The following is a 23,305-nucleotide window of genomic DNA, read 5'->3' on the forward strand; positions in this document are numbered from 1 at the left end:
ATCCACAGTTGTGGACAACTAAAGCTTGTGGAGGCGCTCCACGGCTTCGTCGATCACGGCGTCCTGCTTGCAGAACGCGAAGCGGATCAGGTGCTTCCAGTCGTCCGGGCGGTCCGTGAACACCTGGACCGGCACGGCCGCGACACCGATGCGGGCGGGCAGGTCGCGGCAGAGCGCGAGGCCGTCCGTGTAGCCCAACGGCCGTACGTCGGCGCAGATGAAGTACGTGCCCTCAGACGACCGCACCTCGAAACCGGCCGCACGCAATCCCTCGGCCAGACGCGCGCGCTTCGACGCCAACGAGTCCCGCAGCTCGCCGACCCAGTCCAGCTCGGCGGTCAGGGCGTGGGCGACGGCGGGCTGGAACGGCGCCCCGCCCACGAAGGTCATGAACTGCTTGGCGGCGCGCACGGACGAGACCAGCTCGGCGGGCCCGCACACCCAGCCGATCTTCCAGCCCGTGCAGTTGAACGTCTTGCCGGCGCCGGAGATCGACAGCGTCCGCTGCGCCATGCCGGGCAGCGAGGCCAGCGGGATGTGGACGAGCCCGTCGAACACGAGGTGCTCGTAGACCTCGTCGGTGATCGCCAGCAGGTCGTGCTCGACGCACAACGCGGCGATCGCTTGGAGTTCCTCCAAGCGGAACACGGTGCCGGTCGGGTTGTGCGGCGAGTTGACGAGGACGGCCCGCGTCCGCGGCGTCACGGCCTCGCGCAGGGCGTCCACGTCCAGCGCCAACCGTCCCGACGCGTCCTCACGCAGGCCCACGGTCACGCGCGTGGCCCCGGCCATCGCCACGGACGCCGCGTACGAGTCGTAGTAGGGCTCGATGAGGACCACCTCGTCACCGGCCTCGACCAGCGCCAGCAGCGACGCCGCGATCGCCTCGGTCGCGCCGACGGTGACCAGGACCTCGGTGTCCGGGTCGTACGAGAGCCCGTACCGCGAGCGGTGCGCGGCCACGGCACGGCGCAGCACCGGCATGCCGGGGCCGGGCGGGTACTGGTTCACGCCCGACCCGATGGCCGACTGGGCCGCCGCGAGCATCGAGGCCGGACCGTCGGTGTCGGGGAAGCCCTGACCGAGGTTGACGGCGTCGTGCTGCACGGCCAGCGCCGTCATCTCCGCGAAGATGGTCGACGTGAACGGCTGCAACCGGGGAACTAGCGCTGGTACCCGCACAACGCAGGATCTTCACCCGAATCCCGCGTCGAGGGAAGCCCGGCCCGGTGACGCCGGGACAAATCACTTCCGACGCGGAGCCTGACGTCACCTCGGTCGGACATCGCCGTCCAGGATCGCCTGCTGCCCGGCAGCGTGCCCGGACGAGCTGCCCGAGGCGGCCGGTCGATGTGGTCCGTCCACCGCAGCCGGTGGTGGACGGAGAACGTGATCTCGACGAACCGCGCCCTCGCGCGGCCCCCAGGCCGAGAAGTTGACGGACAATGGACCCCGTGGAGCAACTGACCGCCGCTGACCAGCAGAAGCGCACCGACCTGCGCAAGATGAAGCTCGTCGCGACGAGCTTCCTGATAGGCGCGACGGTCATCTTCTTCGGCACGCACCTGTTCGAGGGCGCCTGGGTGGGCTACGTCCGGGCCGCCGCGGAGGCCGGGATGGTCGGCGCGCTGGCGGACTGGTTCGCCGTCACCGCGCTGTTCCGCAGGCCGCTGGGCCTGCCGATCCCGCACACCGCGATCATCCCCGAGCGCAAGAACATGTTCGGCCAGACGCTCGGGGACTTCGTGGGCGTCAACTTCCTGAGCCCCGAGATCGTGCAGGACAAGCTGCGCCGGGCGGGCATCGCGCAGCGCGCCGGGGCGTGGGTCAAGCAGCCGGAGAACGCCGAGCGGATCACCACCGAGCTGTCGAACGTCCTCAAGGGCGCGATCACGGTCCTCAAGGACGAGGAGGTGCAGGCCGTCCTCGAGCAGGCGATCGTGAAGCGCGTCACGGAGAAGCCGTGGGGGCCTCCGCTGGGCAAGCTGCTCAACCAGGTGCTCACGGACGGCGCGCACCACAAGCTCGTCGACCTCATGTGCGACCGCGCCTACGAGTGGGTGCGCGACAACTACGACAAGGTCAGCCTGATCGTCACGGACCGCGCGCCGACGTGGTCGCCGAGGTTCGTCGACGCGATGCTCGGCGACAAGGTCTACACCGAGCTGGTCAACTTCGCGTGGGCGGTGAAGACCGACGTCAACCACCCGATGCGGCTGGCCGTGGACCAGTTCATGATCGAGTTCTCGGCGGACATGCAGACCGATCCGTCGACGATGCAGAAGGCCGAGCAGGTCAAGCAGCAGGTCATCAACCACCCTGACGTGCAGAAGGTGATCAGCTCCGCCTGGGGCACGGCGAAGAAGATGCTGCTCGACGCCGCCGAGGACCCGTCGAGCGAGCTGCGCAAGCGGGTCACGCAGGGGCTGATCACGCTCGGCACGAACCTGACCGACGACCCGGAGCTGCGGGCCAAGGTCGACGGCTGGCTGGAGCAGGCCGCCGGGTACGTGGTCGGCAACTACCGCGCGGAGATCACGACGCTGATCACGGACACCGTCGAGCGGTGGGACGCGGAGGAGACCTCGCGCAAGATCGAGCTGCAGGTCGGAAGGGACCTGCAGTTCATCCGGATCAACGGCACCGTGGTCGGCGCGCTCGCCGGCCTGGTGATCTACACCGTGGCCAACCTGCTGTTCTGAGCGCGGGAGCGTTTTCGGAACGTGCGGGCCTTCTCGCGGTTCCCGCACACCTGCATCGAGCACCAGGTGCGCGAGCGGTTGCGCGAACGGTCGAAGAACGCCCGTTGGCAATCATCGGCTGGACAGATCTTGAAGCGTTCCCACGAACCCAGCACCGCGAGGCGGGCGGACGCGGCGAGCACCGCGCCCAGCGCGTCCGAGCTCGACAGCACCGGAACGCCGTCGGTCAGCTCGATGTGGACGACGCCCGCTGCCGTCTGGGGCCCTGACGACCCCTCGATGGACGACCGCAGCGCCGCACGAGCCGCGCGCGCCTGCGCGATTTCACTGCTCCGCCCGAGGCCGCGCTCGGTCACCCACGCGCGCCAGGAGGCTTCACTGTCCAGTACGTGTCGAGTGTTCAGGAAGTCGAGCAGCAGCTCGACGTCGTGATCCCAGCCGACAGTCAGACCAGTCACCCCACCACTGTAGGCGTCACGGCGGTTGCGCGTCAGGACAACGAGGAATACACCCGGTGTATACATCGTGTGTATAGTGCCTCCCATGTCGATCGGACACGCACTGTTGGGGCTGCTGGAAGGCGGTCCACGGCATGGTTACGACCTCAAGCGCGCCTACGACGAGCGCTTCGGTCAGGACCGGCCGCTGCACTACGGGCAGGTGTACTCGACCCTGTCGAGGCTGCTGAAGAACGGCTTCGTGACCGAGGCCGGCGTGGAGGCGGGCGACGGTCCTGAGCGCAAGCGGTACGCGATCACGGACGCCGGGGTCACCGACGTGGAGCGCTGGCTCGGCACTCCCGAGAAGCCGGAGCCGTACCTCCAGAACACCCTGTACGCCAAGGTCGTGCTGGCCCTGCTGTCCGGGCGCAGCGCCACGGAGGTGCTCGACGCGCAACGGTCCGCGCACCTCGCGACGATGCGCGACCTCACCCGGCGCAAGTCGGACGGCGACCTCGCCGACCAGCTCATCTGCGACTTCGCGCTCTTCCACCTCGAAGCCGACCTGCGGTGGCTCGAACTGACCGCGGCGCGCCTCGACGAACTCGCCGAGGAGATCGCGAAATGAGCCTGTTGGTCGCGCAGGACCTGCACAAGTCGTTCGGCAGGACGCGCGCGCTCGAAGGTGCCGGCCTCACCATCCGCGCGGGCGAGATCGTCGCGGTGATGGGCCCGTCCGGCTCCGGCAAGTCCACGCTGCTGCACTGCGTCGCGGGCATCCTGCCGCCGGACTCCGGCGTGGTCCGCTACGGCGACCGCGAGCTCACCGCGATGTCCGACCGGGAGCGCAGCGAGCTGCGGCGGACCGACTTCGGGTTCGTCTTCCAGTTCGGCCAGCTCGTGCCGGAACTGACCTGCCTGGAGAACGTCGCGCTGCCGTTGCGCCTGAGCGGCGTGAAGCGCGGGGCCGCCGAACGCGCCGCGCGGGACTGGATGGCGAAGCTGGAGGTCGACGGGGTCGCGGACCAGCGGCCCGGCGAGACCTCCGGCGGTCAGGGGCAGCGCGTGGCGATCGCCCGTGCGCTGGTCACCGGCCCGAAGGTGGTCTTCGCCGACGAGCCGACCGGCGCGCTCGACTCGCTGAACGGCGAGCGGGTGATGCACCTGCTCACGACCGCGGCCAGGGAGACCGGCGCGGCGGTCGTGCTGGTCACGCACGAGCCGCGGGTCGCCGCGTACTCGGACCGCGAGGTCGTGGTGCGCGACGGCCGGTCGCGGGACGTGGAGTTCGTCAGGTGAACCGCGTCCTCAGCGACCTCGCCCTGGGCGTCCGGCTGGCTGTCGGGGGCAGCCGGAAGTCCTGGGCGAGGCTCGCACTCCAGGGTGTGGGCATCGGGATGTGCGTGGCGGTGCTGCTGCTCGCCGCGTCCATCCCGACGGCGTTCGGCAACCGCGACCTGCGCGGGAACGGACGCGATGTCGTCAGCGAGGGCGCCGGGCCCGCGCCGCTGCTGCTGGAGCACGGCTCGATGCCGTTCCGCTCCCACCACATCAGCGGCAACTACGTGCGCGCACTCACGCCGGACGCACCCAAGCCGCCCGGTGTGCAGCGGTTGCCGGCCGACGGCGAGATCTTCGTGTCGCCTCGGCTCGCGGCGTTGCTGGCGAGTCCGGAAGGCGAGCTGCTGCGGCCCCGGTTCCCGCAGAAGATCATCGGAACGTTCGCGGAGGAAGGCCTGGACGGGCCTCAGGACCTGCGGTTCCTCGCGGGCGACGGGAAGATTGAGCCGAGCTCCGGCAACCGCGTCTACGCGTTCGGCAGGACGGGCCCCGGCGGCGGCCTGCCACCGATCCTGTTGATGCTCAGCGTCGTCGGCGCGGTCGTGCTGCTGTTCCCGGTGCTGGTCTTCGTCGGCGTCGCGACCAGGCTCGCCGCGGCTCAGCGCGACCGCAGGCTGGCGGCGTTGCGGCTGGTCGGAGCGGGTGCGGTCCGGGTTCGGCTGATCGCGTCCGGTGAGGCGCTGGCCGGCGCGCTGGTGGGGCTGGTGATCGGGTTCGGGCTGATGTTCGCCCTCCGGCCGTTCGCCGACGACATCCCGATCCCCGGGCTCGCGGTGTTCCCGGCCGATCTCACGCCGACGCTGCCGTTGACGCTCACCGTCGGTGTCGCGGTGCCGGTGCTGGCCGTGCTGACCTCGGTGTTCGCCATGCGCCGGACGATCATCGAACCGCTCGGGGTGGTGCGCGAGCAGAAGCCCGTGCGGCGCAGGCTGTGGTGGCGGGTCTTCCCGGCACTGGCGGGTGCGGCGCTGCTGGCGAGCCAGTTCGGCAAGCTCGACGAGACGTCGAAGCCCGCCCAGTGGCCGATCGTGGCCGGCGTGGTGCTGCTGATGTTCGCCATCCCGGTGTTGTTGCCGTGGCTGGTCGAACGGGTCGTCCACCGGATGCGCGGCGCCACGCCCGCGTTGCAGCTGGCGGTGCGCCGTCTGCAGCTCGACGCGGGCACGGCGGCGCGGGTCGTCGGCGGGGTGGCGGTGGTGCTCGCCGGCACCGTGACGCTGCAGATGACCCTCGCGGGCGTCGAGCACGAGGTGAAGGCCGACGAGGCGGCGGAGGCGAACTACCGCTACCTCGCCGTTTCGGTGCACGAGGCCGTCGACGTCCCGGAGCTGACCGGCGTGCTGGCCAAGGCGCCGGGAGTGGTGAGCGTGCAGGAACTGACGCGCACTTATGGGACGTTGCCCAACAACGACTACGTCACCATCGCAGTCGGGTCGTGTGCCGCGCTCGAGTCGATGGCGGAAGTCCCGGACTGCTCGGACGGCAAGGCTTTCATCGTGCCGTCCGAGGAGAGCCGTGACGACGCCGAGGCAGGCGACGTGCTCGGGATCGAGGAGAGCGGCAGCCCCTGGACGGTGCCCGTGCTGGAGCCGTCGGTGGGGAGCCGCCCCGGCCTCTACCTCACCCCGGCCGCGGCCAGGGGCATGAGCCTCGCCGAGGCGACCACCGAGGTGCAGGCCGAGCTGGACACGGCGCTGCCGGACGCCGCGGAGCACGCGCGCAACGCCATCGCGCTCCACTCCTGGCGGGTGTACAGCTACTACGTCGGCCAGGACGACTCGGCCGAGATCGAGCAGGTGTTCTTCGCGGTGCGCAGGGCGCTGTACGCGGCCGCGCTGCTGACGTTGTTGCTCGCAGGGGCGTCGCTGCTGGTCGTGGGCCTGGAGCAGGTGCGGGAACGCCGCCGTCCGCTCGCCGTCATGGCGGCGAGCGGCGTGCCGCGCGGCACCCTCGCCCGGTCGCTCGTGTGGCAGAACGCCATCCCGCTGGTGATTTCCACGGTGGTGTCGGTGGGCACCGGCATCCTGCTGGGCGTCCTGGTGACGCGGGTGTTCGACGGGGACGTGGCCTACGACTGGACGGGTATCGGGATCGTCACCGGCATCTCGGTGGGCATGGTCGTGCTGGTCACCGCTCTGACTCTGCCTTCGCTGCGAAGGGCGACCGGAGCACTTGGCCTGCGGACCGAGTAGTCCGCGCCGTCGTCTCGTGCTCCGCCAGGCGGTCCTGCACCAGTCCGTGCCGGAACTGGTAGCAGGCCCCCGCCCGGCAGAGCACGCCGAGCTTGCGCGAGTCCTCGAAGAAGACCATGAGCTCCCAGGGCAGCTTCCCGCGCAGTGCCAGCCAGATCCGCGCGACGGTGAACCACCACCAGCGCAGGTGCAGCACGGCGAGCGCGAACCCCAGCATCAGCCCGGACGCGAGCCCCAGCCCGACCATGCCGGTCTGGGCGGGACCGAACACCAGCGCCGCCGCGGAACCGAACACCACGGCCAGCACGAGAGATCCCGTCCACACCGCGACCCGGTCGCGCGACATCGTCCACTGAGGACTGGAAGCCTGGGACAGCTCGGTGGCGCTCGACAGGGCGAACCGCAGCGCGGTGGCCACGGCGAGACCCAGGCCGACGACGAGACCGGCGGAAAGCCCGTACAGCGCACCGAACACGAGCCCCGCGGCGAGCCCGAGCACGCCGGGTACGAGCAGCAGGCTGCGCCAGATGCCCAGGCGCGGCTTGGCCTTGCGCTCCTGCGACGCCGTCAGGGCGGCCGCGCCGACGCCGATGCCCGCGACCAGGCCGGTGATCGGGGCGAGCGACGGCGTGATCGAGTACGCCATCAGCCAGGCGACGCCGAACCCGCCGATCGCGCCCAGCACCAGCGCGCCGAGCACCGCGAGCCACGTGCTGCCCACCGAGCGGCGCAGCTCCCACCAGGCGAGCTCGCGGATGCCCCGCTCGCGCATCTCGTGGGCGAGGAACTCGAGGTACTTGCGCGCACGGTCGCGCGGCCAGACCTGCGTGGCCCTGGCGTGGTGCGCGAACGCCCTGTTGCCGTACGCCCGCGACACCAGCTCGTCGCAGAGGTGGTCGGAGATCGCCCGCGCGTCGGGGAACCGGGCGCGGTCGAGCAGTTCGGTCGGCTCGGCCTCGCTGTCGGAGTAGACGATGCTGGCCAGCCACATCGTGAGCGGCGTGCACAGGGCGTCCGCGAGCCTGCCGTCCGGTTCCCCGCGCAGCTGGATGAACACCGGCTCCCAGCGGGCCGCCGCCCAGCTGTCGGCGCTCGCCCGCAGGTAGGCGGCGACCTCCTCCAGGTCGAGCGGGGCCAGTTCGACGACGTCCGCGCCGGGCAGCGGACCTGCCTGGTGCACGGCCTGGGCGTACTCGGCGCTGCGGCACGTCAGCACCAGCGGGCGGTTCGCGCCGAAGGCTTTCGAGATCCGTGCGAGCGCGTCCGCGCGTCGGTGCGCTGGGAGGTCGTCGAGGCCGTCCAGCACGGGCAGGACCAGGTGCTGCTCGACCAGCAGGTCACCCGCGTAGCTGCCGTACAGCTCGGTGTTGCGCAACGCGGGGTGGTCCTCGTAGAGCCTGCGCGTGAGCCACGTGCGGATGTCCTCGACCGCCGGGTTCCACGTCGACAGGGGCAGCAGCACGGGCACCGTGCCGCCGTCGTAGCGGTCGAGCAGGCCGCACGTCAGCAGCATCGCGACCGTCGTCTTGCCGGTGCCGGCCTCGCCGATGAACACCATGCGGCGGTTGACCTGCCGGGAGAACGCGCGCACCACGGCGTCGCTGCGTCCGGGCGGCGCGGCCGGCTCGTCGCTCACGTCCAGCTCCGGTGCGACCCAGTGCAGGTCGAGCACGTCGGGGTCGGTGAGGCCGCGCGAGTGCACCTCCTCGTTCCACTGCGCCTGCAGGCCGGTGGCGAGCGCCCGGCAGGCCGCGTCGAGGTGCTCGTCGGTGCTCAGCTCGGCGTTGTGCCTGCGCCGGACCCACGGGTCGAGCAGCGCCAGGAAGCCCAGGAACGCCACCGCGAGGACGACCAGCCACAGGTCCGGGTTGATGCCGTGGTCGGTCACGAACAGCCCGGCCGCGGTGAGCAGCGCGGTCAGCACGCAGCCGGTCAGCAACGCCTGCTGACGGAATCTGGACATGCGTCGCATCATGACGCACCGCATCCGTGTGAAGCCGGTTCGGTGACCCGTGTCGTGACGTTTCGTTGTTGATCACAGCCGCCACCTCCGGCCGCCCAGGGTGAGGAACGTGCCGTCGGCCGCGATGGAGACCCCGAAGTCGTGGCGGCGGGGTTCGCCCAGGTCGTGCCACTCGGCGACGGCGTTCTCGGCGAGGTCCCACAGCCGGCGGGGACCGCCCTGGTCGACGTGCGAGCCGTGGTGGCGCACCCAGGAACCGTCCGGATGGGCGAGCATGTCACGTCCGGCCGCCACACCCGGCAGGGCCGTTCCGGCGAAGAACTCGAAGGGGCTGGCCGGGTCCGCGACGGTCCGGAACCGCAGCGTGGTGGTGCGCCGGTCGAACGTGCCGGTTCCGGCGAGCGCCGGGGGCCGGGCGTGCGCGCGCAACGGCATGAACCGCCCGTCCTCGGCGAGCACGCGGCCCTCGCCGGTGCCGTCGCCGTTCGACGTGATGCGCACGAGCCCGGCGCCGATCGGGCGGTGCAGCGTCGTGACGACCAGGCCGCCGGGTCTCGTCTGCTCCAGCCAGGCGGGTGGCACGGTCGCGACGGAGCAGGTGGCCAGCAGGCGGTCGAACGGTGCCCGCCCCGGGTGGCCGAGCGCGCCGTCACCCGCCTCGCACACCGGGTGGAAACCGTTGCGGTGCAGGCGTTCCCGCGCTCGCCGCGAGAGGTTCGGGTCCACGTCGACCGTCGTCACGTTCTCCGAACCCACCGCGTGGCACAGCAGAGCGGCGTTGTAGCCGGTGCCGGTGCCCACCTCGAGGACCCGGTGCCCGGGGCGGACGTCCAGTGCCTCCAGCATGATCGCCATGATCGTGGGCATGCTCGACGAGCACGTCGGTGTGCCGCCGGTCACCGTGTCGTCGCCGTCGAACTGGGTGACCCAGACGCGGTCGGAGTAGACGAGCCCGAGCCAGTCCGGGTGCTCGGAGGTGACCGCCTCCCAGTCGCCGTCGGGCAGCCGCCGGTAGAAGCGCGGCAGGAACTCGTGCCGCGGCACCTCCCGGAAAGCCTTGAGCCACCTGGGTTCGTGCAGCACGCCGTCGCCGAGCAGCTGGTCCGCCAGCTCGGCGCGCAGGGCCCCGGCGTCGTCCATGTCGCCTCCACGGTAGCCCTGTGGCGGAGCCCACGCAGCGGTTGCTAGCAGGGTGCTTGCAACTGCTAGCACTCCTCGCTAACGTGGTCGGTGGCACGAGGAACGGGAGCGGGAACAGTGGACAAGTCCATCGACAAAGCAGTCGCGGACCTCGGCCGCAACATCGGTGAGTACATCCGCGAGCAGCGCAACACCGCCAAGATCTCGTTGCGGGAGTTGGCGAAGCAGGCGGGTGTCTCCAACCCCTACCTGAGCCAGATCGAGCGAGGACTGCGCAAGCCCAGCGCGGAGATCCTGCAGCAGATCGCCAAGGGGCTGCGCATCTCGGCCGAGGTGCTCTACGTCGAGGCCGGGATCCTCCAGCAACGCGAAGGCGGTGCGCTGGCGGACGCCATCGTCGCCGCGACCGATCTGACCGAGCGGCAGAAGCAGGTGCTGCTCGACGTCTACGAATCTTTCAGGCGGGAGAACACCGCCCGACAACAGGAGGACTGATCTCCATGCCGAAGCTCACCCAGGACGACGTTCGCAAGGGCGCCGAGCAGGCCGCCCACGCCGCACGCCAGGCGCTGCTCGCCGCGCTCGGTGCCGGTGACCTCGCCGCCAAGGCGGTCGTCGAGGCCCTCGGCAAGGCCAAGGAGCGCGCCGAGGAGGCCCGCACCCAGGGCGTCGACCTCCCGGCCGAGCTCAAGGACCTGCGCGAGAAGCTGCAGCCGGCCGAGCTCAAGAAGCTGGTCGACGCCTACACCGCCTCCGCGGTGAACCTGTACAGCTACCTCGCCGACCAGGGCGAGCAGACGCTGGAGCAGATCAAGGCCCAGCCGCAGCTCAAGCAGGCCGTGGAGCAGGTCGAGCAGGCCGTCGAGGCCGCGCAGAAGCGCGCCGGGACCGCCGCCGCCGACGCCAAGGTGCTCGCGGACGACGTCCTCGGCAAGGTGACCCGCCGCACCCGTTCGGTCGGCGAGAAGGTCGCCCACGAGGTCGAGGACGCCGCCGAGAAGCTGGCCGAGGAGATCGTCGAGGTCGGTGGCGAGGCCGCGCACGAGGTCCGCAGCACCACCCGCAAGGCCGCTGCCCGCACCGCGCCGCGCAAGCCGGCGGCGACGACTCGCGCCACCACCACCGCGACCACCCCCGCCGCGAAGAAGACCACGCCGGACACCACCAAGTGACGCGCTGAGGTCTCCCGGGAGGGGAGCAGTCCGAGAGGGCTGCTCCCCTCCCGTCGTACGTGCACGTAGTCTGGGTGCGTGTTCCAAATCCCGATCTTCAGCATCTGGTACCTCGACACCGTCGTGTACTTCGTGTTCGACCTCGGGTTCAGCATCCTGGGTCTGTTCGCGTTCTTCCACGCGCTGACCCAGCGCGTGGACGCCTACACGGCGGCCGAGCGCATGACCAAGCCCGCGTGGCTCGGCATCACCGGCGGCGGGACGGCGGCGCTGCTGCTGTTCGGGCCGGGTGGTGTGGGTTCGATCTTCTGGCTGGCCGGTCTCGTCGCGGTGCTCGTGTACATGGTGGACGTGCGGCCGAAGCTGATCGAGGTCCAGCGCGGCCCCCGCTGGTGATCACGCACTCCTACGGCTCCGGCTCGCCGGTGACCCTGGTCGCCCACGGGCTCGGCGCCACCCCCGGTGAGGCGAGGATCCCCGCCTCCGGGTTGCCGGGAACCCGCGTCGTGGTGACGCTGCCGTCGCACGGCGACGCCCCCGACGCACCTCCCGGGTACTGGGACTACGGCCGGATCGCGGCCGATCTGGGCACCGTCGTGGCGGACCAGGCCGTCGGTGTCTCGCTGGGTGCCGGAGCCCTGGTGCGGCTGCTGTCCGCCGAGCCCGGCCGCTTCCGGCGGGTGGCCCTGCTCCTGCCCGCGGTGCTCGACCAGCCGCGGCCGCCGTTCACGCTGCGGCAGCTCGCGGACCTCGCGGTCGGCCCGCCCGCCTACGTCGCCGAGCGGCGGCAGGCGTTGACGAGGCTGGCCGCCGCGGCCGAGCAGCTGCCGGGCCAGGTGGCCGTGCCCGACGCTTCCGCGCTGGCGGCGGTGAGGGCTCCGGTGCTGGTCATCGGTGCCGTCGGCGACCCCCTGCACCCCGAGGACGTGGCCAAGGCGACAGCGGCTGCGTTCCCCGAGGGGGAGCTGTGGCTGATCGACTCGCCCTCGCCGATGATCTCGCACCGGACCGCGATCCGGCACAGGTTGGCCGCGTTCCTCGGCGGGTAGCCGAAGTGCATGGCTGAACAGAAGAAGATCGCGTTCCTGGTCGACACGGAAGGCATCGAGCAGGTCGAGCTCACCGATCCGTGGACGCACGTCGAGAAGGCCGGCGGAGTGCCGCGGCTGCTCGCGCCGAAGCTCGGTGAGGTCCGCGGGTTCAACCACCTCACGCCCGCGGACTCGTTCCCCGTCGACACGGCCTACGCCGACGCCGCGGCGGAGGACTACGACGGTGCGGTGATCCCCGGCGGTGTCGCGAACGCCGACTTCCTGCGCATGGACGCCGACGCCGTCGCACTGGTGAAGGCGCTGGTCGCCGCGGGCAAGCCGATCGCGTCGATCTGCCACGGGCCGTGGCTGCTGGTCGAGGCGGACGTGGTGCGCGGCAAGATGCTCACCTCGTTCCCGAGCCTGCGGACCGACATCCGCAACGCGGGCGGTGACTGGGCGGACGAGGAGGTCCGCGTCTGCGACATGAACGGGTGGACGCTCGTGACGTCCCGCAACCCCGACGACCTGCCGGCGTTCAACCGGGAGGCCCTCAAGGCGTTCGGCCTGGCCGAGTAGCCGGGATCTGCAGCTCCCGGCTGGTCTCGCTAGAGGCGCGTGTCGGCGTAGTGCGCCATCGCGTCACGCGTCCACTCGGCCATGTTGCCGCCGCCCTCGACCTCGAAGTTGACCCGGAACTCGTCCGAGTCGACGTAGAGGTCGCCGAGGCCCTTGTAGGACTCCCTGTTGGGCGTCCAGCTCAGGCAGATCCAGCGGTAGTGGCGGTCGACCAGCTCCTGCGTCCGCGGGGCGTCGACCGCCTCGCCCGCCGTGTAGAGCTCGCCGAGCCCACGCGCGATGTCCTGCCACTCGGCCATGAACCGGTCCGCGTCGGCGCGCGTCCAGCCCTTCATCTTCTCCTTGCTGTCGTCGATGTGCTGCCGGGCACCTTCCCCGTAGCGCTCGACGAGCTCGGCCTCGTGACGCTCCTGCTTCTTCGCGTCGAAGCCGTCGAACAGCTCTTCCAGCTTCACCTCGTCCCCTCCTTCCAGTTCCGCGATGGTCCGCGCGACGGTGTCGGCGAGCCGGTCCAGCCGCTCCCTCTCGTCCCGCAGCCACCGGTGGTGGTTGCGCAGGACGGTCAGCTGGTCCGTGCCGTTCAACACCTCCGCCACCACGTCGAGGCCCAGGCCCAGGTCGCGCAGCAGCAGGATCTGCTGCAGGCGGTGCACCTGCTCCTTCTCGTAGTAGCGGTAACCGTTGCCGCCGATCCAGGCCGGCGGCAGCAGGCCGATCGAGTCGTAGTGCCGCAGCGTCCTGGACGTCACCTTCGACATCCGGGCCACCTGGGCGATCGACCAGGCCATCTCGGTCCCCCTTCGCGCTCTGGGATCGACGGTAGAGGTTGACGCAGCGTCAAGGTCAAACGCGAGGCCGGGCGGGTTCGCCGGGGTCCGCGGAGCAGCGACAATGAACACCGTGTGGACTATCGCTGGTTCGTTGGATCCCGTCCCGGTCCTCTCGCGCCTCGACCTGGTTGCCGAACCGGTCGCGGCCGCGCTGAAGACGCTGGACGGTGCTGATCGCGTCGCCGTGGCGGAGATCGACCCCGCGCTCGCCGACACCGCCGAGTTCTGCGCCCACTACGGCTCGCCCCTGGCGGCCTCGGCGAACTGCGTCGTCGTCGCCGGCAAGCGCGGTGACGTGGTCCGTTACGCGGCCTGCATGGTGCTGGCGACCATGCGCGCGGACGTGAACGGTGTCATCCGCAAGCGGCTCGACGCGCGCAAGGCGTCGTTCGCGCCGATGGACGAGGCCGTGGCGTTGACCGGCATGGAGTACGGCGGCATCACGCCCATCGGCGTGCCCGCGGACTGGCCGGTCCTGGTCTCGCCCGAGGTCGCCGCCGCCCCCGAGCTGATCGTGGGCAGCGGCATCCGCGGGAGCAAGATCTTGATCCCGGGCGACGTGCTGGTGAAGCTCACCGGAGCCGAGGTCCTCCCGGACCTAGCCCGCGTACTTGAGCAGTAGCTCGACCGCCTCGTCGACGTCGTCCGTCACGAGGATCCACTGCTCGGCCTCCCGGCCCGCCGCGAGCTTCGTCACGAGCGGCGCGGCCGGGACCTCGTCGGTCCAGAAGCGCTCGCCCAGGAAGATCATGGGCGCGGCGGGACCGACGCTGCCGTAGTAGTTCTGGGTGAAGTCCTGGAAGACCTCCTGGACCGTGCCCGCCTTGCCCGGCGTGTAGACGATGCCGCCGGTCGCGACCGTGAGCAGGCCCTCCTCGCGCACGGAGTTCGCGAAGTACTTCGCGTGCAGCTCGCAGGCCGGGTTGGGCGGCTCGTGGCCGTAGAACCAGGTCGGGATGCCGATCGTGCGCGGGCGGTCGAAGCTGCGGATCTCCGGGAACGCCGCGAGCCAGCGGCCGATCGACTCGTCGTCGCCGCCGAACGACGGCGCCTGCGCGAGGGCGTCGAGGACGTCGGTGTCCACCTCGCCCAGCCGGACGCCCAGCGGGACGGCCTCCATCGCGCCCGGTCCGCCGCCGGTCAGCACGGTGAAGCCCGCGTTGCCCAGAGCGGCGCCGAGCTCCACGGCGCTGCGGTAGCCGTCCGAGCCGCGGGCCAGCGCGTGGCCACCCATGACCGCGACCGGGGAACCCGTCAGCGTCTCGTCGAGGGCCTCGGTGATCGAGTGGTCGTGCAGGCGTTCGGCCAGCGCGTGCAGCGGGTCCGGGTGGTGGCCCTGCTGCTTGCTGTGCCGGTAGATCACCGCGTCCGGGGTGTCGGCGTACGACTTCGGGTTCGCCGGGTCGAAGCCCGCGAACAGCTCCGCCGGGGTGTAGAGCGACGAGCGGTAGACGTCGTAGGGCAGGTCCGGGATCACCGGGAAGATCAACGCCCCGGCGGCTTCCGCCCGGCGCTGCATGGTCTCGCTGAGGGTGCAGCCGAGCAGGAGCGCGCCGTCGAGCGGGACGCGCACGTCCTCACGGGTGAGGTCCAGCCCGATGATGACGGCGTTGCGCAGGTCAGGGGCTGCCCGCAGCTGGTCGAGGTCGGTGATTTCGATCCGCACGGCGAAAAGCCTATGCCCCGGGCGAACCGCCGTGCCCCCGAATGCGGACGTGGTGGTCCGCTTGCCCCCCGACGAGCGGCCGCGGGCCGCGTGCCGCCGCTCGCGCTCGGCCTGCGCGCCGCCGTCGCCGGCAAGGCCCACGCGACCGGCCGGGGCCTGCTGCCGGGCGTCGAACTGCCCGACCGCCGGGCCGCCGGCGTGATCACCGCCGGCCTCCGCGGCCGCACGGTCGGCTTCTCCCCTCCCGCCGTCCTGTCGGCCGCCTGCGCCCGCGTGGCTGGTCGAGGCGGTGCAGAGGGCAGCCGCGAAGCTCTGACGACGGCCCGGTCGGCCTCGCCGCGACAGGGCCGACCGGGCCCGCCCTAGGATCTGCCGGGTGGGTAAGTCCGTGCTCCTCCTCCTTCCGCTGCTCGCCGCGCTGTCCGGCTGCGGCGTGCTCGAAGGCTTCGACCCGGAGCTCAACGCCGTCGGCAAGCAGGTCGTCTCCGACTGGAAGCAGCGCCCGGAGACCGCCGCTGCGCAGTTCGAGTACACCCACGGCCTCGACGCCGACGACAGACTGGTCCTCCAGGTGATGCTGGAGGCGGACCGGATCTCCGACCAGGTCGTCGACGAGTTCGTGCAGATCGCCCGCCGCGACTGCTGGCGCGGCACCTGGAAGTCCTGCTCCGCCCGCTACGTCGTCTACTCGACCGACGACCCGCCCTACGGCGACAGGCGCGACTCGGGCAAGCCGGTCCGCGAGGGCGACGTCGACCTGCCGCCGGACCTGGAGCTCGTCTTCGGCCCGCGCCCGGAGAGGCCGAAGTCGTGAGGCGCCTGCTGCTCGTCGCGCTCGCCCTGCTCCTCGCCGCGTGCGGAACCTCTGACTCCACGGTCGAGAAGCTCGCCGACCGCATCGAAGCGGACCTCAACGCCGAGGACGGCGTCTCCGAGGTGGTCGTCCAGCACCGCGCGGACGTCGACCACCAGCAACGCCTCACCGTCACCGCGACCGTGCGCGACGGGGGCACGGCCGACCGCGCGCTGGAGATCGTGAAGCGCGACTACTGGACGGGCACGGGCCGCACCGTCGACTTCCGGGTGCGGTTCGCCGACGAGACCGGGGTCGAGCTGCGCAAGTCCGACGTCCGGTTCAAGCTCGGGGACGTGGTGGAGATGGAGCGCAGGTACGGGCCCCGGTCGGAGGCGGGCGAACTCGACCCAGGCCGCTAGAAGATCACCGTCTGGTTGCCGTGCACCAGCACTCGGTCCTCCAGGTGCCACCGCAACCCGCGCGCCAGCACCACCTTCTCGATGTCACGCCCCTTGCGCACCATGTCGGCCACCGAGTCGCCGTGGTGCACGCGCAGCACGTCCTGCTCGATGATCGGCCCGGCGTCCAGGTCGGCGGTGACGTAGTGGCAGGTGGCGCCCACGAGCTTCACGCCGCGGCGGTGCGCCTGGTGGTACGGGCGGGCGCCGATGAACGACGGCAGGAAGCTGTGGTGGATGTTGATCGTGCGGCCGGACCAGGCTGCGCAGAGCTCCGGCGGCAGGATCTGCATGAAGCGGGCCAGCACCACGGCGTGCGGGTCGTGCTTCTCCACCAGGAGCCGCAGTTGTGCGAACGCCGCCTGCTTGCCCTCGGGGTCGTTGACCGGGAACGGCACGTGGTGGAACGGGATGCCGTGCGCGCGGGTGATGTCGCCGAGCTCCGGGTGGTTGCCGATGACGGCGGACACCTCGACGTCGAGCTCGCCGGTCGCGACGCGGGCCAGCAGGTCGTAGAGGCAGTGGCCCTCCTTCGAGACGAGGATGACCACGCGCTTGCGGGCGCCCGTGTCGGTCACCGTCCACGTCGACTGCGCGCCCAGCGACGCCGCCACGTCGGCGAAGCGGGCGCGCAGGTCGTCCACGCCGAACGGCAGGGAGTCCGCGCGGACCTCCTGGCGCGTGAAGAACCAGCCCGTCTCCGGGTCGGTGTGGTACGCGGCCTCGACGATCCAGCCGCCGTGCTCCGCGAGGAACGACGAGATCCTCGCGATGATGCCGGTGCGGTCCGGGCAGCCGAAGGTGATCACATAGCGACGCTCAGGCGATGACACGCCGCAGAAGTATTCACGGCCTCGGCAGACCCGCCAACAGCGACTCGTCTCCGGTCACGATCGCGTGGCTCGGACGGCCGTAGACGAAGCGGTAGATCGCGTCGGCGGTGCCCGCGAGGGTGGCGTCCTCCTCGAAGGCCGAGTCCCGCGGCGCGGCGACCACCAGCGGCTCGCCCTCGGTCAGCCTGAGCTCCCAGGTGCGGCCCGCGTCGGCGGCGTGCACCAGGAGCCTGCCGGTGGCCGTGACGGGGAAGCCCAGCTCGATGCGGCGGCCCACCAGGACGGTGAGGTACTCGTCGACGCCGTCCGCGGCGAACTCCGGGTCGAACGCCAGCGGCGGCAGCTCCCGGCCGGTCGCGAGGTCGGCGTCCAAGCGGTGGATGGACGTCTCGTGCGCCTGCCGGCGAGCCCAGAAGCCGGCGAGCCCCGGGCCCTGGAACGTCCACGCGGGACGGTCGGCGGGCGTCTCGCGCAGGCGGTCGACGAGCAGCGAGAAACCGTTGTCCCACCACGAGAACACGTCGTCGAAGTCCTGCGGGGCCTGCGGCCAGGCGGGCCTGCTGCCGGCGGGGCCGGTGACGACGGCCTCCGCCGCCCAGGTGTGCACCTCGGCGATGTGCCGCACGAGGTCCAGCACTGTCCACTCGGGACACGACGGGACCGGGGCGTCCGGGCCCGCCTCGAGGGCGGAGGAACGCAACGACGAAGTCTGGCTCTCGATCTGCGCGACGAAGTCCACCGAACCACCCTAGGGCGCGACGGCGGCCCAATCGAGCGTGATTTCACCGAGCCGCCAGCGGCGGCGGTCGTCGAGCACCGGCCAGCCGCGCTCGGCCAGCAGCCGCGCCGACTCGACCCACCGGGCCCGCGGCCCGAACGGTGCGAACGGCGCCGCCGTCGCCCAGCAGGCGTCCAGTTCGGCCAGCAGGGCGTGCACGCGCTCGCCCGGCACGTTCTTGTGGATCAACGCCTTGGGCAGCCGCTCGGCCAGGTCCGACGGCACCTCGATCCCGGACGGCTTGCACGCCAGCGTGAACCGCAGGGGTCCCTCGGCCGACAACGTCACCCACGTGCAGCGACGACCGATCTCGTCGCACGTGCCCTCGACGACCAGGCCGCCGGGGGCCATGCGCGACAGCATCGTGTCCCACGCCTCGAACGACTGCTCCTCGGTGTACTGGCGCAGCACGTTGAACGCGCGCAGCAGCACCGGACGGGCGCCCGCCAGTTCGAAGCCGCCGCGCCGGAAGTCGAGCCACGGCGGGTCGGCCACGGCCTTGCCCGCCTCCACCCGGTCGGCGTCGATCTCCAGCCCGAGCACGCGCACGTCGGGACGCACCGCCCGCAGCCGGGAGGCCATCTCGACGGTGGTGATCGGCGTCGCGCCGTAGCCGAGGTCGACCACGAGCGGGTCGGCGGCGTCGCGGAGGAAACCGGCGAGCGTACCGGTCGTCCAGCGGTCGACCCGGCGCAGGCGGTTCGGGTTCGTGGTGCCGCGCGTCGGCAGGCCGAGCGCACGGGCCCGGCCGGCCGCTAGCCGCGGTTTGCGAGCCATTCCGACGTGAACTCGCTCTCCTTGTCGAGCAGCACGGCGACCTGCTCCGCGATCAGCTTCTCGAGCTTGCCGCCCAGCAGCGGGATGCCCACCTTGACCTCTCCCGTGAGGGTGGTCTTCGAGCCGGAGCCGTTGTCGAGGACGGTGAACGCGCCCTCCAGGCGGCCGGGCACGCCGCCCACGGCCACCTCGACCGTGCCGGCGCCCGCGGCCCACGCCTCCGTGCGCTGGATCACCAGGTCGCCGCCCAGCGCGGCCTTGACCGCCGACGGCAGGTGCTCGGCAGGCACACCCTGCTTGAGCTGGTACGTCGTCTTCCCGCCGGTGCTCGAGAACGTCACGAGCTCGGCGTTCGAGCCCCCGACCGCGGCCAGCCGGTCGCGCAGGTGGGTCTCGTCGACCATCGCGCCGAAGACCTTCTCCGCCGAATGGGGTGAGGTGGTGTGGTGCTCGATGCGGCGTGCCATGTCGCGGAGGCTACCGTTGACGCCTGTGACCACCACGCAGTCCGTACCTCTGGCCGAGCGCACCACGCTCCGACTCGGTGGGCCGGCCGCGCGGTTCGTCCACGCCACGACCGCCTCTGAGCTGGTCGAAGCCGTGCGAACAGCCGACGCCGCCACCGACGAGAAGGTCCTCGTGCTCGGCGGCGGGTCCAACCTCGTGATCTCCGACGGCGGCTTCGAGGGCACGGTCGTGCACGTCGCCACCAAGGGCTTCCGGCTCGACCCGCTGGGCGGCGGCATCGTCCAGTTCACCGTCGAGGCGGGCGAGGAGTGGGACTCCGTCGTCGCCGAGGCGGTCGCGCAGGGCCTCGGCGGGCTCGAGTGCCTGTCGGGCATCCCCGGCCTCAACGGCGCCACGCCCGTGCAGAACGTCGGCGCGTACGGCGTCGAGATCTCCCAGGTGCTGCAGTCGGTCGACCTGCTGGACCGCCGCAGCGGCAAGGTGCACCAGGTGCCCGCCGCGAAGCTCGGCCTCGCCTACCGCACCAGCGTGCTCAAGGGCACGGACAACGCCGTCGTGCTGCGCACCCGGTTCTCGCTGACCGCGGGTGGCATGTCCGCGCCGATCCGCTACGGCGAGCTCGCGCGCGTCCTCGGGGTGGCGCAGGGTGATCGCGTCCCGGCGGACGAGGCCCGCAAGGCCGTGCTGGAGCTGCGCCGCGGCAAGGGCATGGTGCTCGACCCGGCCGACCACGACACGTGGAGCGCCGGCTCGTTCTTCACCAACCCGATCATCGACGACGCGACGCTGACGAGCGTGCTCATCCGGATCTCCGAACGCCTCGGCGCCGACGTGACCGTGCCGGTCTACCCGGCGGGCCACGGCCGGAAGAAGCTCTCCGCGGCGTGGCTGATCGAACGCGCGGGCTTCCGCAAGGGCCACCAGGGCCCCGGCGGCCGGGTGTCGTTGTCCGGCAAGCACACGCTGGCCCTCACCAACCGCGGCGGCGCCTCGACCGAGGACCTGCTCGACCTGGCGCGCGAGGTGCGCGACGGCGTGCGGGCGGCGTTCGGCGTCGAGCTGCACCCCGAACCGGTCTTCGTGGGCGTGCAGCTGTAGGTCTGTTCGAGTGACGCTATGTGACCAACCGCTACCCGGCGTGTTTCATTGAGGTAGAGGAAGTGCGGGAGGTCGCTATGAGCTACCTCGACGAGAACGCGCGCGAGGCCGTCAGGCCGGTCAAGCGCATGGTCGAAGACGAGTTCCTGAGCCGGCCGGGCGTGATCGGCGTCGACATCGGCGAGAAGGTCACCGGCGGGCGCCCGACCGGCGAGGCCGCGATCGTGGTCTACGTGTGCGCCAAGGGGCCCGAGCACCCGCGGCAGATCCCGGTGGAGGTCGGCGGCGTGCCGACCGACGTGGTCGCCGAGTCGATCGTGCTGCACCGGGCGAGGGCCGTGCGCTACTCGGACGAGCAACCCGTCGCGGGGGAACGGCACGCGGTGCTGCGCGGCGGGATCGGCATCGGCCCCGCGCGGGCGTTCCGGATAGTGCCGCCCGATGTGCCGAAGGCGTGCGACTACGTGATCGCCGGCACGCTCGGCGCGTTCGCCGTCACGCGCGAGGAGCCGCGGAAGGTGTTGGGGCTCACGACGTTCCACGTCGGCTGCGTCGACGACTCGTGGGCGGTGGGCGACGAGTTCGTGCACCCGTCCAGGGTGGACGGTGGTGTGCCGGGAGCCGACGGGGTCGCCGTGCTGGACCGGGCGGCGCTCGCGGGCGCCGTGTCGGCGGCGGGACTGCGGATGGGAGACAGGCCGTTCCGCGCGGAGGTGCTGGAGATCGGGGCGGTCACCGGCAGCGCGCGGGCGGAGATCGGTTCGTCCGTGCGCAAACGCGGCCGCACCACGGGGCTCACGTACGGCGTGGTCGCCTCGACCGAGGCGACGATCCGGCTCGACTTCGGCGACGGCATCGGCGTCCGGACGCTGCGCGACCAGATCCGCGTGCACTCGGCGGAACGCTTCGGCGACCACGGCGACAGCGGCGCCGTGCTGGTCGACGCCGACAACCGCGTCGTGGGCCTGTACGTCGCCGGTTCGGGCTCGACGGGGTTCGCGAACCCCGTCGAGCCCGTCCTGCGTCAGCTCGACGTGGAGCTGCTCACTCCCGGTGTGCCCGAGTCGCGGAGGCCTGGGCCCGCGGCTTGAGCACGATCGTGTCGAGGTTCACGTGCGAGGGCCGGGTGACGGCGAACGAGATGACGTCCGCCACGTCGTCGGCCGTCAGCGGGGTGAGGCCCTCGTAGACCTTCGCCGCGCGTTCGGTGTCGCCGCCGAACCTGTTGGCGGAGAAGTCCGTCTCGACCATGCCCGGCTGGATCTCGGTGACGCGCACCGGCTGCCCGAGCAGCTCGCCGCGCAGCGTGCGGTGCAACGCCGACTGCGCGTGCTTGGCGCTCGTGTAGCCCGAACCGTTGTCGTAGGCCTCGAACGCCGCGATGGACGTCACGGAGACGATGTGCCCGTCCCCGGACGCGATCAGCTTCGGGAGGAACGCCTTCGTCACCAGCAGGGTACCGAGGACGTTCGCCTCCCACATCCAGCGCCACTCACCGGGGTCGCCGTCGGCGACGGTCGAGAGGCCACGGGCGCCGCCCGCGTTGTTCACGAGCACCCGCGCCTCGGGCACCCGCTCCGCGAAGGCGGTGACGGAGGCCTCATCGGTGACGTCCAGCTCGAGGGCCGTTCCGCCGATTTCCTTCGCGATAACGTGGAGGAGGTCCAGACGACGTGCGCCGAGCACGACGTGGAACCCCTCCGCGGCCAACCGCCGCGCGGTGGCCTCGCCGATGCCCGCGCTAGCTCCGGTCACTACTGCGACAGGTCGATTCACGACCCCGATCGTAGGCGGCCGGCATGCGTGTGACCGACGTCACCCGCACCACCCGGTCGTGCCGGACGTCCTGCTTTGTGGGAGGTCGAAACCGTGAAGAGAACACTTGCCGCGCTGGTCGCCGGTCTGGCGCTGCTGACCGGCTGCTCGAGTGTCGAGGGAGGGTCGCCCAAGGCGGACAGCTCGCTGCCGTCGGCGAAGGTCACCCTGTCGCCGGTCGACGGAACCAAGGACGTGCAGGTCACGAGTCCCGTCCAGGTGACCGTGGTCGACGGCGAGATCGAGTCCGTGGCGCTGAAGTCGCCGGAGGGCAAAGAGGTCAAGGGCACGCTCACCGAGGACAGGTCGGGCTGGACGACCGCCGAGCCGCTCGGCTACGGCAAGTCGTACAGCTACTCCGGCAAGGTCGTCGGCAGCGACGGCAAGCCGGTCGAGCTCAAGGGCTCGTTCACCACCGTGGCGCCCGGCTCCCAGACCCGCGCGACCCTCTGGCCGAGCGACAACCAGACCGTCGGCGTCGCGGCGCCGATCATGGTCAAGTTCGAGGCGCCGGTCCAGGACAAGGCGACCGTCGAGAAGGCGCTCAAGGTCACCAACTCGGCGAACGTGCAGGGCTCGTGGGCGTGGCTGAACGCCCAGGAGGTCCACTACCGGCCGGAGAAGTACTGGCCGGCGAACACGACCGTCAAGGTCGAGGCGAAGCTCTACGGCGTCGACTACGGCGGCGGCGCGTTCGGCAAGGCCGACGTGACCAGCGACTTCACCATCGGCCGCAACCAGGTCGTGAAGATCGACAACCCGACGCACCGGCTCAAGGTGTTCCGCGACGGCCAGCAGGTCGCCGACTACCCGGCGTCGTTCGGCAAGGACGCGGACCCGGAGCTCACGACGCCGAACGGCACGTTCGTCGTCATGTCGAAGCACGACTCGTTCTCGTTCGACAACCCGCGCTACGGCTACACCAACGTCGTGAAGAAGTGGGCCGTCCGGTTCTCCAACCACGGCGAGTTCATCCACGAGAACAACGACAACGCGGCGAACATCGGCAGCAACAACACCTCGCACGGCTGCGCGAACCTGCTGGAGGCCGACGCGAAGGCGTACTACGACTCGGCGCTCGTCGGTGACCCGGTCGAGGTGACCGGCTCCATCACCACCCTGCCGCCGCAGTTCGACTGGTACGACTGGCAGCTCACCTGGGACCAGTGGAAGGCGAAGTCCGCCGTCAAGTAGGACCGGCGGGAATGCGTCCCCCGACCAGGTCG

Annotated in this window: 27 protein-coding genes; 16 read left to right on the forward strand and 11 right to left on the reverse strand. The window is 71.3% G+C overall.

Going from position 1 to position 23,305, the window contains the following annotated elements:
* Window positions 1–18: 18 nt before the first annotated feature.
* Window positions 19–1,182, reverse strand: coding sequence for a pyridoxal phosphate-dependent aminotransferase (locus V1227_RS30100; RefSeq protein WP_329788725.1), 1,164 nt, complete (start codon window positions 1,180–1,182; stop codon window positions 19–21).
* A 263-nt stretch (window positions 1,183–1,445) separates the two neighbouring features.
* Here V1227_RS30100 and V1227_RS30105 point away from each other — a divergent pair, with 263 nt between their 5' ends.
* On the forward strand, window positions 1,446–2,702 hold the full coding sequence (locus tag V1227_RS30105) for a DUF445 domain-containing protein (RefSeq protein ID WP_442916385.1): 1,257 nt from the start codon (window positions 1,446–1,448) through the stop codon (window positions 2,700–2,702).
* Here the strand turns inward: V1227_RS30105 and V1227_RS30110 are convergent.
* Window positions 2,675–3,226 carry a CGNR zinc finger domain-containing protein gene (locus V1227_RS30110; protein WP_329788726.1) on the reverse strand — a complete coding sequence of 184 codons (552 nt, stop codon included), beginning with the start codon at window positions 3,224–3,226 and terminating at the stop codon, window positions 2,675–2,677. The genes V1227_RS30105 and V1227_RS30110 overlap by 28 nt on opposite strands.
* Window positions 3,227–3,245: 19 nt before the next feature.
* Between V1227_RS30110 and V1227_RS30115 the strand changes: the two genes are divergently transcribed.
* From V1227_RS30115 to V1227_RS30125, 3 genes are read left to right on the forward strand one after another with little or no spacing between them, the layout of a single operon-like run.
* The gene (locus V1227_RS30115; protein WP_329788727.1) at window positions 3,246–3,770 is read left to right on the forward strand and encodes a PadR family transcriptional regulator; all 525 of its coding nucleotides are present in this window, start codon (window positions 3,246–3,248) and stop codon (window positions 3,768–3,770) included.
* Window positions 3,767–4,441 (forward strand): ABC transporter ATP-binding protein, encoded by a 675-nt coding sequence (locus V1227_RS30120; RefSeq protein WP_329788728.1) that lies wholly within the window; start codon window positions 3,767–3,769, stop codon window positions 4,439–4,441. Before V1227_RS30115 ends, V1227_RS30120 begins: the two co-directional genes overlap by 4 nt.
* Window positions 4,438–6,675 carry an FtsX-like permease family protein gene (locus tag V1227_RS30125; RefSeq protein ID WP_329788729.1) on the forward strand — a complete coding sequence of 746 codons (2,238 nt, stop codon included), beginning with the start codon at window positions 4,438–4,440 and terminating at the stop codon, window positions 6,673–6,675. Before V1227_RS30120 ends, V1227_RS30125 begins: the two co-directional genes overlap by 4 nt.
* Here V1227_RS30125 and V1227_RS30130 read toward each other — a convergent pair.
* Window positions 6,611–8,638 carry an NACHT domain-containing protein gene (locus V1227_RS30130; RefSeq protein ID WP_329788730.1) on the reverse strand — a complete coding sequence of 676 codons (2,028 nt, stop codon included), beginning with the start codon at window positions 8,636–8,638 and terminating at the stop codon, window positions 6,611–6,613. The genes V1227_RS30125 and V1227_RS30130 overlap by 65 nt on opposite strands.
* 72 nt (window positions 8,639–8,710) lie before the next feature.
* On the reverse strand, window positions 8,711–9,778 hold the full coding sequence (locus V1227_RS30135; protein WP_329788731.1) for a methyltransferase domain-containing protein: 1,068 nt from the start codon (window positions 9,776–9,778) through the stop codon (window positions 8,711–8,713).
* A 117-nt stretch (window positions 9,779–9,895) separates the two neighbouring features.
* Here V1227_RS30135 and V1227_RS30140 point away from each other — a divergent pair, with 117 nt between their 5' ends.
* From V1227_RS30140 to V1227_RS30160, 5 genes are all read left to right on the forward strand, one after another.
* Window positions 9,896–10,273: a helix-turn-helix domain-containing protein gene (locus V1227_RS30140; RefSeq protein ID WP_329788732.1), complete on the forward strand. Its 378-nt coding sequence runs from the start codon at window positions 9,896–9,898 to the stop codon at window positions 10,271–10,273.
* Window positions 10,274–10,278: 5 nt separating this feature from the next.
* Window positions 10,279–10,950 carry a hypothetical protein gene (locus V1227_RS30145; protein ID WP_329788733.1) on the forward strand — a complete coding sequence of 224 codons (672 nt, stop codon included), beginning with the start codon at window positions 10,279–10,281 and terminating at the stop codon, window positions 10,948–10,950.
* 102 nt (window positions 10,951–11,052) lie between these two features.
* Window positions 11,053–11,346 carry a DUF2516 family protein gene (locus V1227_RS30150; protein ID WP_090095882.1) on the forward strand — a complete coding sequence of 98 codons (294 nt, stop codon included), beginning with the start codon at window positions 11,053–11,055 and terminating at the stop codon, window positions 11,344–11,346.
* On the forward strand, window positions 11,343–11,999 hold the full coding sequence (locus V1227_RS30155; RefSeq protein WP_329788734.1) for an alpha/beta fold hydrolase: 657 nt from the start codon (window positions 11,343–11,345) through the stop codon (window positions 11,997–11,999). The genes V1227_RS30150 and V1227_RS30155 overlap by 4 nt, the downstream gene beginning before the upstream one ends.
* A 9-nt stretch (window positions 12,000–12,008) precedes the next feature.
* Window positions 12,009–12,560 (forward strand): DJ-1/PfpI/YhbO family deglycase/protease, encoded by a 552-nt coding sequence (locus V1227_RS30160; RefSeq protein ID WP_329788735.1) that lies wholly within the window; start codon window positions 12,009–12,011, stop codon window positions 12,558–12,560.
* Between the two features lie 29 nt (window positions 12,561–12,589).
* On the opposite strand, the gene V1227_RS30165 is transcribed toward V1227_RS30160, so the two are convergent.
* Window positions 12,590–13,348 (reverse strand): MerR family transcriptional regulator, encoded by a 759-nt coding sequence (locus V1227_RS30165; protein ID WP_329788736.1) that lies wholly within the window; start codon window positions 13,346–13,348, stop codon window positions 12,590–12,592.
* Window positions 13,349–13,451: 103 nt separating this feature from the next.
* On the opposite strand from V1227_RS30165, the gene V1227_RS30170 reads away from it, so the two are divergent.
* The gene (locus V1227_RS30170) at window positions 13,452–14,012 is read left to right on the forward strand and encodes a YbaK/EbsC family protein (RefSeq protein ID WP_329788737.1); all 561 of its coding nucleotides are present in this window, start codon (window positions 13,452–13,454) and stop codon (window positions 14,010–14,012) included.
* On the opposite strand, the gene V1227_RS30175 is transcribed toward V1227_RS30170, so the two are convergent.
* Window positions 13,989–15,056: an LOG family protein gene (locus V1227_RS30175; RefSeq protein WP_329788738.1), complete on the reverse strand. Its 1,068-nt coding sequence runs from the start codon at window positions 15,054–15,056 to the stop codon at window positions 13,989–13,991. The genes V1227_RS30170 and V1227_RS30175 overlap by 24 nt on opposite strands.
* A gap of 90 nt (window positions 15,057–15,146) precedes the next feature.
* Here V1227_RS30175 and V1227_RS30180 point away from each other — a divergent pair, with 90 nt between their 5' ends.
* From V1227_RS30180 to V1227_RS30190, 3 genes are read left to right on the forward strand one after another with little or no spacing between them, the layout of a single operon-like run.
* Window positions 15,147–15,422, forward strand: coding sequence for a hypothetical protein (locus V1227_RS30180; protein ID WP_329788739.1), 276 nt, complete (start codon window positions 15,147–15,149; stop codon window positions 15,420–15,422).
* A gap of 10 nt (window positions 15,423–15,432) precedes the next feature.
* The gene (locus V1227_RS30185; RefSeq protein WP_329788740.1) at window positions 15,433–15,870 is read left to right on the forward strand and encodes a hypothetical protein; all 438 of its coding nucleotides are present in this window, start codon (window positions 15,433–15,435) and stop codon (window positions 15,868–15,870) included.
* Entirely contained in the window at window positions 15,867–16,271 is a 405-nt protein-coding gene (locus V1227_RS30190; RefSeq protein ID WP_329788741.1) for a hypothetical protein, read from the forward strand. The genes V1227_RS30185 and V1227_RS30190 overlap by 4 nt, the downstream gene beginning before the upstream one ends.
* On the opposite strand, the gene purU is transcribed toward V1227_RS30190, so the two are convergent.
* From purU to V1227_RS30210, 4 genes are read right to left on the reverse strand one after another with little or no spacing between them, the layout of a single operon-like run.
* On the reverse strand, window positions 16,268–17,119 hold the full coding sequence (gene purU, locus V1227_RS30195) for a formyltetrahydrofolate deformylase (protein ID WP_329788742.1): 852 nt from the start codon (window positions 17,117–17,119) through the stop codon (window positions 16,268–16,270). The two genes, V1227_RS30190 and purU, sit on opposite strands and share 4 nt — an antisense overlap.
* Before the next feature lie 37 nt (window positions 17,120–17,156).
* Window positions 17,157–17,882 carry a maleylpyruvate isomerase N-terminal domain-containing protein gene (locus V1227_RS30200; RefSeq protein ID WP_329788743.1) on the reverse strand — a complete coding sequence of 242 codons (726 nt, stop codon included), beginning with the start codon at window positions 17,880–17,882 and terminating at the stop codon, window positions 17,157–17,159.
* Window positions 17,883–17,891: 9 nt separating this feature from the next.
* Window positions 17,892–18,698 carry an SAM-dependent methyltransferase gene (locus V1227_RS30205; RefSeq protein WP_090094569.1) on the reverse strand — a complete coding sequence of 269 codons (807 nt, stop codon included), beginning with the start codon at window positions 18,696–18,698 and terminating at the stop codon, window positions 17,892–17,894.
* Window positions 18,677–19,165, reverse strand: coding sequence for a DUF2505 domain-containing protein (locus V1227_RS30210; protein WP_329788744.1), 489 nt, complete (start codon window positions 19,163–19,165; stop codon window positions 18,677–18,679). The genes V1227_RS30205 and V1227_RS30210 overlap by 22 nt, the downstream gene beginning before the upstream one ends.
* Here V1227_RS30210 and V1227_RS30215 point away from each other — a divergent pair.
* Complete coding sequence (locus V1227_RS30215) at window positions 19,164–20,264, forward strand: UDP-N-acetylmuramate dehydrogenase (RefSeq protein ID WP_329788745.1); 1,101 nt, start codon at window positions 19,164–19,166, stop codon at window positions 20,262–20,264. The two genes, V1227_RS30210 and V1227_RS30215, sit on opposite strands and share 2 nt — an antisense overlap.
* 62 nt (window positions 20,265–20,326) lie before the next feature.
* Window positions 20,327–21,355 carry a hypothetical protein gene (locus V1227_RS30220; RefSeq protein WP_329788746.1) on the forward strand — a complete coding sequence of 343 codons (1,029 nt, stop codon included), beginning with the start codon at window positions 20,327–20,329 and terminating at the stop codon, window positions 21,353–21,355.
* On the opposite strand, the gene V1227_RS30225 is transcribed toward V1227_RS30220, so the two are convergent.
* Window positions 21,309–22,040, reverse strand: a complete 732-nt coding sequence (locus V1227_RS30225) for an SDR family oxidoreductase (protein ID WP_329788747.1) — start codon at window positions 22,038–22,040, stop codon at window positions 21,309–21,311. The two genes, V1227_RS30220 and V1227_RS30225, sit on opposite strands and share 47 nt — an antisense overlap.
* 93 nt (window positions 22,041–22,133) lie before the next feature.
* Here V1227_RS30225 and V1227_RS30230 point away from each other — a divergent pair, with 93 nt between their 5' ends.
* Window positions 22,134–23,273 (forward strand): L,D-transpeptidase, encoded by a 1,140-nt coding sequence (locus tag V1227_RS30230; protein WP_329788748.1) that lies wholly within the window; start codon window positions 22,134–22,136, stop codon window positions 23,271–23,273.
* Window positions 23,274–23,305 lie beyond the last annotated feature (32 nt).

The sequence above is a fragment of the Lentzea sp. DG1S-22 genome, from assembly GCF_036321065.1.
Taxonomy (GTDB): domain Bacteria; phylum Actinomycetota; class Actinomycetes; order Mycobacteriales; family Pseudonocardiaceae; genus Lentzea; species Lentzea jiangxiensis.